Annotated in this window: 13 protein-coding genes; 11 read left to right on the plus strand and 2 right to left on the minus strand. The window is 54.8% G+C overall.

The annotated features are described in order from the left end of the window. Window positions 1-58: 58 nt before the first annotated feature. Both LG323_RS08260 and LG323_RS08265 read right to left on the minus strand, forming a co-directional pair. Window positions 59-1,057, minus strand: coding sequence for an iron ABC transporter substrate-binding protein (locus LG323_RS08260; protein ID WP_404414760.1), 999 nt, complete (start codon window positions 1,055-1,057; stop codon window positions 59-61). Window positions 1,058-1,235: 178 nt separating this feature from the next. Further along, window positions 1,236-2,015, minus strand: coding sequence for an inositol monophosphatase family protein (locus tag LG323_RS08265; protein WP_310697316.1), 780 nt, complete (start codon window positions 2,013-2,015; stop codon window positions 1,236-1,238). A 109-nt stretch (window positions 2,016-2,124) separates the two neighbouring features. Between LG323_RS08265 and LG323_RS08270 the strand changes: the two genes are divergently transcribed. From LG323_RS08270 to hisS, 11 genes are all read left to right on the plus strand, one after another. Next, window positions 2,125-2,904, plus strand: coding sequence for an RNA methyltransferase (locus LG323_RS08270; protein ID WP_404414762.1), 780 nt, complete (start codon window positions 2,125-2,127; stop codon window positions 2,902-2,904). A gap of 8 nt (window positions 2,905-2,912) precedes the next feature. After that, window positions 2,913-3,755, plus strand: a complete 843-nt coding sequence (gene cysE / locus LG323_RS08275; protein ID WP_404414765.1) for a serine O-acetyltransferase — start codon at window positions 2,913-2,915, stop codon at window positions 3,753-3,755. Between the two features lie 72 nt (window positions 3,756-3,827). Further along, window positions 3,828-4,298 (plus strand): Fe-S cluster assembly transcriptional regulator IscR, encoded by a 471-nt coding sequence (iscR, locus tag LG323_RS08280; protein ID WP_404414768.1) that lies wholly within the window; start codon window positions 3,828-3,830, stop codon window positions 4,296-4,298. An 11-nt stretch (window positions 4,299-4,309) separates the two neighbouring features. Then, window positions 4,310-5,452, plus strand: coding sequence for a cysteine desulfurase family protein (locus LG323_RS08285; protein ID WP_404414771.1), 1,143 nt, complete (start codon window positions 4,310-4,312; stop codon window positions 5,450-5,452). A gap of 18 nt (window positions 5,453-5,470) precedes the next feature. Continuing rightward, entirely contained in the window at window positions 5,471-5,794 is a 324-nt protein-coding gene (locus tag LG323_RS08290) for an iron-sulfur cluster assembly accessory protein (RefSeq protein ID WP_310697320.1), read from the plus strand. A 44-nt stretch (window positions 5,795-5,838) separates the two neighbouring features. Then, complete coding sequence (gene ndk, locus LG323_RS08295) at window positions 5,839-6,267, plus strand: nucleoside-diphosphate kinase (protein ID WP_310697321.1); 429 nt, start codon at window positions 5,839-5,841, stop codon at window positions 6,265-6,267. A 121-nt stretch (window positions 6,268-6,388) separates the two neighbouring features. Next, window positions 6,389-7,561, plus strand: coding sequence for a 23S rRNA (adenine(2503)-C(2))-methyltransferase RlmN (gene rlmN, locus LG323_RS08300; RefSeq protein WP_404414776.1), 1,173 nt, complete (start codon window positions 6,389-6,391; stop codon window positions 7,559-7,561). 11 nt (window positions 7,562-7,572) lie between these two features. Further along, window positions 7,573-8,289, plus strand: a complete 717-nt coding sequence (pilW, locus tag LG323_RS08305; RefSeq protein ID WP_404414779.1) for a type IV pilus biogenesis/stability protein PilW — start codon at window positions 7,573-7,575, stop codon at window positions 8,287-8,289. 31 nt (window positions 8,290-8,320) lie between these two features. Then, a complete protein-coding gene (locus LG323_RS08310) occupies window positions 8,321-9,322 on the plus strand; it encodes a RodZ domain-containing protein (protein WP_310697324.1) in 1,002 nt (333 codons plus the stop codon). 18 nt (window positions 9,323-9,340) lie between these two features. Continuing rightward, window positions 9,341-10,453 (plus strand): flavodoxin-dependent (E)-4-hydroxy-3-methylbut-2-enyl-diphosphate synthase, encoded by a 1,113-nt coding sequence (ispG, locus tag LG323_RS08315; RefSeq protein ID WP_404414783.1) that lies wholly within the window; start codon window positions 9,341-9,343, stop codon window positions 10,451-10,453. A gap of 12 nt (window positions 10,454-10,465) precedes the next feature. Further along, window positions 10,466-11,752, plus strand: coding sequence for a histidine--tRNA ligase (gene hisS, locus LG323_RS08320; protein WP_310697724.1), 1,287 nt, complete (start codon window positions 10,466-10,468; stop codon window positions 11,750-11,752). Window positions 11,753-11,795 lie beyond the last annotated feature (43 nt).

The following is an 11,795-nucleotide window of genomic DNA, read 5'->3' on the forward strand; positions in this document are numbered from 1 at the left end:
CAGCTATCCATCAATAAAACCCGGCCTTGAATGGGGCTCAAGGCCGGGTTGAATTACTTTAAATCAAACCGGCACGACGCAGTAGCTGCAAAGTGCCTTCCAGATCTTCCAGTTGATCCAGGTCAATTTCAGGGCTGGCTTTGACGGCATCCGAATAAGACTCGGTGTGCTGATTCTGAATAACACCGTCAATGACCGGATACTCGTTCACTTCCAGAGCAAAGTACTGTTGTGCTGCCGGTGAAATCAGGAAACGCACAAATTCGCGGGCTGCTTCCTGATTATCACTGGCCTTGAGAATACCCACACCCGCCACATTCATCAGGTTACCGATATCGCCTGCCTTGAAGAAGGTTTGATCGGCGGGGAAATCAGGATCTGTTTTGGTGAAGCGTGGCAGGTAATAGTTGTTGACCAGGCCGTAATCAATTTCACCATCAGCAACGCCTTGAACCTGAGTGGAGTTGTTGCGGAATTCTTTGGCGCCATTGGCTTTCATGGCTTCCAGCCATTCCAGGGTACGCTCGTCACCGTATTCAACCCGCATGGCGGTCACAAAGGATTGGAAAGAACCATTGGTGGGCGCCCAGCCCACCCGGCCTTGGTATTCATCATTGCTCAGATCAAAAACACTTTCCGGGTGACCTTCGCTGGTAGTACGCTCAGGCGAGTAAACAAACAGCCTGGCACGACCTGTGGTGGCCAACCAGTTGCCGGAAACACTCTTGTAGATACCGGGCAGGTCTTCATAAATGGCTTCCGGCAATTCAGCCAGCAGGCCTGCCTTGCTGACTGCACCCATGGCACCCGCATCCTGCCCCCAATAGAGATCGGCAGGCGTGCGCTGGCCTTCTTCCTGCAGAAGAACTGCCAGCTGGGCTGTGCCGCCATAACGGACTTCGACGTTGATGCCGGTTGACTCTTCAAACTGGTTGATAATCGGCTGAACCATGGATTCGCCGCGACCGGAATAAAGAGTCAGAGTCGTGGCAGAAACAGCGGGGGCCGCCAACATGGCACCGGCCAAAGCCAGGGGAGCAAAAAGTTTCTTGGACATGCTGAATTCCTCTGAAAGAGATCACAAATGGGTTGAGAAGGCCAAGATTATCAAAAGCCTTTCAGCCTGTAAATGATAATTACAATCAGTTGTACTTGCATTGAAAATATCCCACCCCAGAAACCAAAAAACCCGACCCACCTGTACAGTGAATCGGGTTTTTTCAGGCGACCGCAGCCTAGGACAAGTGAGGTTTCAACTGACTGACCAACTGGCGAAAAGCCTTGGGGTTGGTGATCAGCAGACGACCTCGCTCACCCAGCCTGGGGGCGCCGGTCAGATCACCAGCCAGCCCCCCGGCTTCTTTTAAAATCAGCAGCGCAGGTGCCAGAGCCTGTTCATCCGCACCCAGAAAAATACCGGCATCCAACTGACCGGCAGCCACCGCACAAATATCCAGGGTGTCACAGCCGGAGGCATAAAGTTGATTCACGCCCAGATGCTGCACCAGCTTGAGGTAATCGGGCAAAAGTTGCTCACGCAAACCGGCTGCGGGCAAAGGCAGGGCCGCTGCGGCCTGATCCGCCTTCCAGCCTTGAAGCACCCGGATGCGACGACCGTTCAGGGTCGCACCGCGACCGCGGCTGGCCAGGTATTCCTGTTCAGTCGCCGGATTCAGAAGCACGACATGCTCCAGACGGTCACGCTGATAGATGGAAATGGACAAGGCAAAAGACGGATAACCGCGCTGCAGGTTCGCCTCACCGGTCAGAGCATCCACTTCCCAGCAGATATCACCACTGCCTTCCAGCTTGACGCGTCGGCCTTTAAAGGAAGCATCCGGGTGGGCACGAACCAGTTGGCGTTCAATAGCCTGCTCAACCCGCTTGCCGCAGGTCTGCAAAAGTTCATCCAGGGTGTTGTCACTGCGCGCCAGATCCAGGCGCTCCAGCACGTGTTCATAGTGCTCGCTGACACTGCGGGCTGCGCGCAATGCCAATTGAAGAGTCGGGTGCATACTTCACCGGCTGTGATTGTTAAGGAACAAAGGGGAGGAGTATGATAGACGGTTTTCAGGTAATAACAAGCTGCAAAGCCTGTTTCAGGATATTTTTCAGGAAGCCTTCATGTCAGTGCAAAGCTCGTTGCTGGATTCGGTTCGCATCATTCTGGTTGGCACCTCTCACCCTGGCAATATCGGTGGCGTGGCGCGGGCCATGAAAAACATGGGGCTCAAAGACCTCTGGCTGGTTGCTCCCCGAGCCCAGTTCCCCCACCCGGAAGCGGAGTTTCGCAGCTCGGGTGCCACGGATATTCTGGAGAACACCCAGGTTGCCGAACAGCTGGAAGACGCTTTGAGCGGTTGCACCCTGGTGGCCGGAACCAGCGCCCGTTCACGGCATATCCCCTGGCCACTGCTCAATCCTCGTGAATTGGCAGGGCGTTTGCATGAAGAACTGGAGCAACCGCAGCATAAAGTGGCTCTGGTGTTTGGCCGTGAAGACCGGGGACTGAGTAATGAGGAACTGCATCTCTGTCACCTGCACGTCAATATACCCACCAACCCGGATTTCAGTTCACTGAATCTGGCTGCTGCGGTTCAGGTACTCAGCTACGAGCTGCGCATGTCGGTTCTCGAACATCAGGGGCAAACCGGGCAGGTTGCTGACCAGCCCTTTGGCACTCAATGGGATGCGCCTCTGGCGGACAGTCAGGCGTTGCAACGTTTTTTTGAACACCTGGAAACGACCTTGATTGATATTGACTTTCATGACCCCGATAATCCCAGACAACTGATGAGCCGCCTGCGCCGCCTTTATTTGCGCGCCCGACCCGACACCACCGAGATCAACATGCTGCGCGGCATTCTCACCAGCACCCAAAAGGTTGCCGGTACCAAAAAGTGAGACGCTTGATGTTCCAACAAATCCGAGACGATATTAACAGTGTTTTCGACCGCGATCCGGCGGCACGCAACTGGTTTGAGGTATTGACCACCTACCCCGGCCTGCATGCCTTGCTGTTCCACCGTTGCAATCACTGGCTGTGGAAAAAGGGTCTGAAATGGCTGGCACGCTGGATGTCCACCTGGGCACGCTGGCTGACCGGCATTGAAATCCACCCCGGTGCCCGTATCGGCCAGCGTTTCTTTATTGATCACGGCATGGGCGTGGTCATCGGTGAAACCGCCGAAATCGGCGATGATGTGACGCTTTATCACGGTGTGACCCTGGGCGGCACCAGCTGGAACAAGGGCAAACGCCACCCCACTCTGGAAGAAGGGGTGATCGTTGGAGCCGGAGCCAAAATTCTCGGCCCCTTTACCGTGGGCAGGGGTGCCAAAATCGGTTCCAATGCCGTCATCACCAAGGAAGTGCCTGCCGGAGCCACCGTCGTCGGTATTCCTGGCCGCATCGTCATGCGTGCCCAGCCGGATGAGCCCGATGCCGACCTGCAGGTGGACCCGGAACTGCGCGCTGCCGCCCACAAACGCTTCGGCTTTGATGCCTACGGCATCAGCGAGGAAATGCCGGACCCGGTGGCCAAGTCCATTCGTGGCCTGCTTGACCACATGCATGCCGTTGACGAACGCATGGGGCAAATCTGCCATGCCTTGCACCGCCTGGACAGCAATTTCCATGAAGAGGATCTTCCTGAATTGAGCCAGGACGACCTTCCTGAAGACGGGGATATCTGTGCACTTTGCGGGCTGGAAGAAATAGGGCGCAAAAAAGGCAGTAAAACCTCCGATCCTTAACGCCTTATTACTTGACTAAAATACACGGTCTTTGCATAATCATCAGACTTACCATCTATAGGGGCTAACGCCATGAGACTGACCACCAAAGGCCGTTATGCGGTTACCGCCATGCTGGACCTGGCTTTAAATGCCCGCAAGGGTCCGGTTTCCCTGGCCGATATTTCCACTCGCCAGGAAATTTCCCTGTCCTATCTGGAGCAGCTTTTTGCCCGTCTGAGACGCAATGAGCTGGTCACCAGTGTGCGCGGCCCCGGTGGTGGTTATCAGCTAGCCAGAGAAAGTCAGCAGATTTATGTGGCCCAGGTGATTGATGCCGTCAATGAATCTGTCGATGCCACCCGTTGCCGTGGTAAGGGAGACTGCCGTCAGGGGCATACCTGCCTGACCCACCACCTCTGGTGCCAGCTGTCTGACCAGATTCACGAATTTCTCAGCAGTATCAGCCTGGCCGAACTGGTCTCCAAGGAAGAAAGCCTGCGTAAGGAAATTGCCCGGAACCAGCAGCCTGAAGACAATAAAATTCAGCTCTCCGTGGTATAAAAAACCTGACGATGACACCTATTTATCTGGATTACGCTGCCACCACGCCTGCAGCTTCTGAAGTAGCCGATAAAATGGCCGGTTACCTGACTAGGGACGGCTGTTTTGCCAATCCGGCTTCACGCTCACACCTGGCAGGCTGGCAGGCCGAGCAGGCTGTGGAAAAGGCACGCCGCCAGGTCGCTGATTTAATCAATGCTGACCTGCGGGAAATTGTCTGGACCTCCGGTGCCACCGAAGCCAACAATCTGGCCCTGATTGGCGCGGCGCGTGCCAACCCCAGTCGTGGCCGACATATCATCACTTCAGCCATTGAACACAAAGCGGTGCTGGACACCTGCACCTGGCTGGAAAAACAAGGCTGGGAAATCACCCGCCTGAAGCCGGATCAACAAGGGCAAATCAAAGCCCAACAGGTTGCTGAAGCCCTGCGTGAAGACACCTTGATGGTGTCCCTGATGCTGGTGAACAATGAACTGGGAACGGTAAACCCCTTGGCCCAGATCAGTGAACTCCTGGCCGACCACCCCTGTTTATTGCATGTGGATGCTGCCCAGGCAGTCGGTAAACTGCCTGTGGACGTCAAGGCCCTGCAAATTGATTTACTGTCCCTGAGTGGCCACAAATTTTATGGCCCCAAAGGAGTCGGTGCCCTTTATGTGCGCCGTGAGCCACCGGTTCATCTGGAAGCTCTGATTCATGGCGGCGGTCACGAACGCGGAATGCGCTCAGGCACTCTGCCCACCCATCAACTGGTGGGCATCGGTGAAGCTGCACAACTGGCCAAGGAGCAAATGCAGGCGGATGCCCAGCATATCAGCCAGTGTCGCAAGGCTTTTCTGGAGCAACTGGATCAGCGTTTTTATACGCAGACCGCAGCCAACCCCGGCAACTGGCCGGGCATCATCAACCTGGCCTTTCCCGGTGTCGAGGCAGAAACCCTGATTCTGGCCCTGCCCGACCTGGCGGTTTCTACCGGATCGGCATGCAACTCTGCGACCGTAGATCCGTCTTATGTATTAACCGCTCTGGGATTGCCCAGAGCCCTGGCACTGAGTTCTGTACGTTTCAGTTTTGGCCGCTACCTGTCTCTGGCACAAGCCGAAGAAGCAGGACGACAGGTCAATCAGGCTTTAGAACGCCTGAATTCTTAACAAAGAGGTTTAGTTATCATGTCTGTATCCATCACAGCCTCAGCAGCAGAGCACATCAGCAAATGCCTGAAAGACCGCGGGCAAGGTGAAGGTCTTCGGGTCAAGGTCAAGCCCAGTGGCTGTTCCGGCTACTCCTACGTGCTGGACTTTGCTGACCACATAGAAGCCAATGATGAAGTCTTTGAGGATCAGGGTGTGAAAATCCTGGTCGATAAAGACAGTCTGCCTATTCTGGAAGGCACGGAAGTTGATTATGTTCAGGAAGGCCTGAACCGCTTCTTTCGCTTCAACAATCCGCGCGTCAAAGACGAGTGTGGTTGTGGGGAAAGCTTCAGCGTATAATTGCGCCGAAAGTTTAACCCCAAGAACCCACTCTGGAGATTTACATGGCTGTTGAGCGTACGCTATCCATTATCAAACCTGATGCTGTTGCCAAAAACGTGATTGGCGAAATCCTGTCCCGTTTTGAAAAAGCAGGCCTGAATATTGTTGCCGCCAAGATGCAACATCTGAGCCGTGAACAGGCTGAAGGCTTTTACGCTGAGCACAAAGAGCGTCCCTTCTTCAAGGATCTGGTCAGCTTCATGACCTCCGGCCCGGTTGTCGTTCAGGTCCTGGAAGGTGAAAATGCCATTGCCCAGAATCGTGATCTGATGGGTGCCACCAACCCCAAAGAAGCCGCAGCCGGAACCATCCGTGCCGACTTTGCCAATTCCATTGATGCCAATGCCGTGCACGGTTCTGATTCCCCTGAGTCAGCGGCCCGTGAAATTGCTTATTTTTTCAGCGCTGATGAGATCTGCCCACGCGGCTAATTGCGCCTGAAAAACACCAGAAAAAGGGGTAGCCTAGAAAGGCCGCCCCTTTGCTGCTTGTAACCCGGACGATTTTTCGCCAAACTTCTCCCCCGAACACCCGCTGCCGCAGGCATTCAAGATGACGCCGAACAAACCAGAAACACCCGAGACACCGATTCAGGAAAAAACCAACCTGCTGGGTATGACCCTGGCCGAGCTGGAAGCCTTTTTCCTGCAGTTGGGTGAAAAGAAATTTCGGGCTGCCCAGGTCATGAAATGGATGCATCACCGCTGTGCGGCCAGCTTTGATGAGATGACTGACCTCAGCAAGAAACTGCGTGAAAAGCTACAAACCTGTGCCGAAGTTCGCCCACCCAAAGTGGTTCTGGAAGACATCTCCAGTGACGGTACACGCAAGTGGGTATTGGAAGTGGGAGATGGCAGCCACGTGGAAACCGTGCTGATTCCAGCCGGCGGCAATCGCCGTACGCTTTGCGTTTCCTCCCAGGTGGGCTGCTCCCTGGATTGCTCTTTCTGTTCCACCGGCAAACAGGGATTCCAACGCAACCTTACCCCGGCAGAAATCATCGGCCAGGTCTGGGTCGCACAGAAATCCTTTGGCCCCCGCAAAGATAGCGGCAACCGCCCGGTCACCAATGTGGTCATGATGGGCATGGGTGAACCCCTGATGAACTACCAGCCGGTACTCAGTGCCATGCAGATCATGCTGGAAGACAACGGCTATGGAATATCCAAGCGCCGGGTGACGGTTTCCACCTCCGGCCTGGTGCCGCAATTGGACAAACTGGGTGATGAAATTGATGTCTCCCTGGCTATTTCCCTGCATGCACCCAATGACGAATTGCGCAACCAATTGGTACCCATCAACAAAAAATATCCGATTCACGAGTTGATTGCGGCCTGTCAGCGCTACCTGAAAAAATGCGGCGATTCCCGCGAAGTCACTATAGAATACACCCTGATGGCGGGAATCAATGACCAGCAGGAGCACGCTCTGGAGCTGGCCAGAATCCTCAAGCCACTGCCCTGTAAAATCAACCTCATCCCCTTCAACCCTTTTCCACATTCCGGGTATGAGCGGCCTTCGCGCAATCAGGTCATGCGTTTCCAGAACTGGCTGCACGAGCAGGGCTACTCGGCCCCCATTCGGACAACACGGGGCGATGACATAGACGCTGCCTGCGGACAACTGGTGGGGCGGGTTCAGGACAAAACCCGGCGCAGTGCACGCTACGCTGAGGAACGCATTCCGGCCGCCCTGGTTGACAGCAACTGGCCATCTGCCGGTTAAGAGGACAATCCATGCGACGCCTGGCTCTGCCACTACTCCTGCTTTTGCTCTTGACGGCCTGTGCCAGTAAGCCGCCCTGGGAAAAAACCGATCCAGACCAACAGGCCGATGCTTACGCCAACCTGGGCATGGGTTATCTGGAACAGGAACAATACAGCCGTTCCCTGCGGGAATTTGGCAGAGCACTGGATTTACGCCCCAGACACGCGCAAGCTCTGCACGGCATGGCGCTGACCCTGCAGGAACAGGGTGAAAACCAGCTTGCAGAAAACTACTTTAAACAAGTTTTACAAGTTGACCCCAAGAATACAGCTGCCAGAAACAATTATGCCGCTTTTTTATTTGAACAAAGCCGTTATGATGAAGCACGCGCTGAGTTCGAGCTGGCCAGCAAAGATATCTTTTACCCAAACCGGGCCATGATTTTTGAAAACCTGGGTTATGTTGCGCTGGAACAAGACAAGCCGTCCCTGGCCATAGAATACTTTCAGCGCTGCCTGGCTCTGGATCGCAACCGGATCAATGCGCACAGGGAATTGTTGCGCCTTCAACTGCCGACAGACACAGAGGCTGCCAAAAAACACTGGCAGTTCCTGGAGCAAGCAGGTATTCGTGACAGAGACAGTCTGGAGCTGGGCCTGGAGCTGGCCAAAAAAACCGGAAACCAGCAGGAAAAAGAGCGTCTACAAGAGCTCTTGAGTGCCCGGCAAAATGACAACAACCACTAGGCCTTCTGCTTAACTGAGGATTCCTGACACCATGACAGAGACACAGCAAGACGAACAGCCCAAGGCTGATTCAGAACACCAAGAGCAACCTCGCCCCAACTGCAGCAGACCCGGCGAACTGCTCAGAAAGGCCCGTGAAGCTCAGGGTCTGACCCAGGCTGAAGTTGCCAAGCAACTCAACTTTTTGCCTGTGTATGTGCCTTCACTGGAAAACGAAAAGTTTGACGTTCTGCACAACAAAACCTTTATCAAAGGCTACATGCGAGCCTATGCACGCTTCCTGAAAATTGATGCCGAAGAAGTGCTGCGCTGCTTTTCAGAACATCACCCTGAACTGGAAAACCAGGAGCGCATTCAACCCGTCGAAGGGATAAAGCCCCCCAAATCACGCAATCTGGTTTTCAAGGTTTTTACCCTGCTGATCGTCCTGACCCTGATTGCCGTTATTATTCTCTGGTGGCAAAGCCGCAACCTTGAGCCCCTGCCCTCACTGACCAATCAGGATGTTCAGGTCGACACCCTGGATGGCGACACCATCAGTGCGCCCATGGGCCAGGCTGAGGAAGAACGCAGCGCTGAAACGGCCGAACAGCTTGATTCCCAGCAGGAAACCAGCACCCCCATCATGGAACTGCGCAGCCAGGAAGAACCCCGCCAGCTGGAGGCCTTGCCTGAGGAGGAGGAACCCCAGGTGACGGAAGTGCAACCCGTAGAACCCGCTCAGAGCGAGGCTCCGCCAGCACCTGAAGCACGCAGTTTCAGTGGTGATCCGGAAGAAATCACTGCCGGAAGCAGCAACCTGGTAGCCCTGCGCTTCAACGATGACTGCTGGACAGAAGTGCGGGATCAACAGGATCGGGTGCTGCACGCCAATCTGAATCGCGCTGGTGACACCCTGCTCCTTGAAGGTGACCCACCCTTCAGAATGGTGTTTGGCCAGGGCAGCGCTGTGGAAGTCTTTTACCAGGGGGAAGCCCTGGACTTTGCTCATCGTATCCGCCCCAATGGTTACGCTTCGATTACTGTAGAATAACTCCCTGACGGTCTACTCATGCAACACACCTCTTTTATACAACGCCGCCCGTCTCGTCAGATTCGTGTTGGCTCGCTTCTGGTGGGTGGTGATGCCCCCATCAGTGTTCAGAGCATGACCAACACAGAAACCTGCGATGTCGCTGCCACTGTCCGGCAAATCCAGGCACTGGAAAAAGCAGGTGCCGATCTGGTGCGTGTATCCGTACCCAGCATGGAGGCCGCCGAAGCCTTTGGCAAAATCCGTCAGCAGACCCAGTTACCCCTGATTGCAGACATTCACTTTGATCACAAAATAGCTCTGCGGGTTGCTGAACTGGGTGTGGATTGCCTGCGCATCAATCCCGGCAATATTGGCCGCGAAGACCGGGTGCGCGAAGTGGTGGCGGCAGCCCGTGACCGCGGTATTTCCATGCGCATCGGTGTCAATGCCGGTTCCCTGGAAAAAGATCTGCAGAAAAAATACGGCGAACCGACCCCGGCGGCCCTGGTGGAATCCGCCCTGCGTCATGTTGATCACCTGGATCGCCTGGATTTCCAGGAATTCAAGGTCAGCGTCAAGGCTTCGGATGTCTTCATGGCCGTGGCGGCTTACCGCCAGCTGGCCAAAGAAATAGAGCAGCCCCTGCATCTTGGCATTACCGAGGCTGGCGGTTTGCGCTCCGGCACCGTCAAATCTTCTGTGGGTTTGGGCGCACTCTTGATGGAAGGCATCGGTGATACCCTGAGGATTTCCCTGGCCGCCGATCCGGTGGAAGAAATCAAAGTCGGCTTTGATCTGCTGAAAAGCCTGCGTCTGCGCAGCAAGGGCGTCAACTTCATTGCCTGCCCCAGTTGTTCACGCCAGAATTTTGATGTGGTGGCCACCATGAATGAGCTGGAAAACCGCGTGGATGACCTGCTCACCCCTCTGGATGTTGCCGTCATCGGCTGTGTCGTCAATGGCCCCGGTGAAGCCCGCGAAGCCGAACTGGGACTGACCGGCGGCAGCCCTCAAAATCTGATTTATATTGACGGCAAACCCGCCAGCAAGGTCACCAATGACAACCTGATCGACCAGCTGGAAGAACTGATTCGCAACAAGGCTGCCGAAAAACAAACCCAACTCGATCAACTACTTGCTAAAGATTAAGGTGAAAGTTCAGTGGCAAAAAAGATTCAAGCCATCCGCGGTATGAATGACCTGCTTCCCGATACCAGCCCCCGTTGGCAATATCTGGAAGAAAAGGTGCGCAACCTGTTAAGCCGTTATGGTTACAATGAAATCCGCATGCCGGTGCTGGAACAAACTGCCCTCTTCAAACGCTCCATCGGGGAAGTGACAGATATCGTTGAAAAGGAAATGTACACCTTTGAAGATCGCAATGGTGACAGCCTGACCCTGCGCCCTGAAGGTACCGCCGGATGTGTCCGCGCCGCTGAAGAACATGGCCTGCTGTTCAATCAACAACAGCGACTCTGGTATCAAGGCCCTATGTTTCGCCACGAACGCCCCCAGAAAGGCCGTTACCGCCAGTTTCACCAGATCGGCGTGGAAACCTTTGGAATCCCCGGCCCGGACATCGATGCCGAGCTGATTCTCTTGTCGGCCCGCCTGTGGCGTGAGCTGGGCATCCTGGATCACCTGACCCTGGAACTCAACACCCTGGGCAGCTCAGAAGCGCGTGCCGCTTATCGCACCGCCCTGACAGCCTATCTTGAGCAGTACAAGGATGAGCTGGATGAAGACAGCCAGCGCCGCCTGAGCAGCAATCCGCTGCGCATTCTTGACTCCAAAAACTCCCGCACTCAGGAAATTCTGCAGGATGCACCGGCATTTGCTGACCACCTGGATGAAGAAAGTCGGCAACATTTTGCCGGTCTTTGCCAGTTGCTGGATGCCTCCGGCATTCATTACACCCTGAATCCACGCCTGGTTCGGGGCCTGGATTACTACGGCAAAACGGTTTTCGAGTGGACAACCCGCGCTCTTGGCTCACAAGGCACGGTTTGTGCAGGTGGACGTTATGACGGTCTGGTGGATCAACTGGGCGGTCGTGCCACACCGGCAGTCGGCTTTGCAATGGGTATTGAACGGCTGGTATTGCTTCTGGAAACCCTGGAAGTCTTCCCCGCTGAACTGGATCAACGCCTGGATGCTTATCTGACAGCCTATGGGGAAGGTGTTCTCAGTCATGCCTTGTTGTTGGCTGAACGTTTGCGCAGCGAGCAACCCGGCTTGCGAATCCAGACCCACTGTGGCGGCGGTAACTTTAAAAAACAAATTAAAAAGGCGGATCAATCCGGCGCGCGTCTGGCCATTTTGCTGGGCGAAGATGAAATGAGCCGGGGCGTGGCCTCAATTAAGTTCCTGCGGGAAGATAAAGAACAAACTGAAGTAGCTATTAGTGAGTTAGCACTCACCCTTAAAGAGCATTTGCAAAGCCTTTAAGGTCGGTTAAGATAGCCCTCATTTAGCATTGATAACGACTGGG

It is taken from the genome of Marinospirillum sp. (genome assembly GCF_044810985.1).
GTDB lineage: Bacteria > Pseudomonadota > Gammaproteobacteria > Pseudomonadales > Halomonadaceae > Marinospirillum.

Bases quoted from the DNA above. Each gene is read 5' to 3' on its own strand.
- pilW (WP_404414779.1), top strand. From the start codon at position 7,573: ATGCGACGCCTGGCTCTGCCACTACTCCTGCTTTTGCTCTTGACGGCC.
- LG323_RS08260 (WP_404414760.1), bottom strand. From the start codon at position 1,057: ATGTCCAAGAAACTTTTTGCTCCCCTGGCTTTGGCCGGTGCCATGTTG.
- LG323_RS08270 (WP_404414762.1), top strand. From the start codon at position 2,125: ATGTCAGTGCAAAGCTCGTTGCTGGATTCGGTTCGCATCATTCTGGTT.
- LG323_RS08310 (WP_310697324.1), top strand. From the start codon at position 8,321: ATGACAGAGACACAGCAAGACGAACAGCCCAAGGCTGATTCAGAACAC.
- LG323_RS08265 (WP_310697316.1), bottom strand. From the start codon at position 2,015: ATGCACCCGACTCTTCAATTGGCATTGCGCGCAGCCCGCAGTGTCAGC.
- ispG (WP_404414783.1), top strand. From the start codon at position 9,341: ATGCAACACACCTCTTTTATACAACGCCGCCCGTCTCGTCAGATTCGT.
- cysE (WP_404414765.1), top strand. From the start codon at position 2,913: ATGTTCCAACAAATCCGAGACGATATTAACAGTGTTTTCGACCGCGAT.
- iscR (WP_404414768.1), top strand. From the start codon at position 3,828: ATGAGACTGACCACCAAAGGCCGTTATGCGGTTACCGCCATGCTGGAC.
- LG323_RS08285 (WP_404414771.1), top strand. From the start codon at position 4,310: ATGACACCTATTTATCTGGATTACGCTGCCACCACGCCTGCAGCTTCT.
- ndk (WP_310697321.1), top strand. From the start codon at position 5,839: ATGGCTGTTGAGCGTACGCTATCCATTATCAAACCTGATGCTGTTGCC.
- rlmN (WP_404414776.1), top strand. From the start codon at position 6,389: ATGACGCCGAACAAACCAGAAACACCCGAGACACCGATTCAGGAAAAA.
- LG323_RS08290 (WP_310697320.1), top strand. From the start codon at position 5,471: ATGTCTGTATCCATCACAGCCTCAGCAGCAGAGCACATCAGCAAATGC.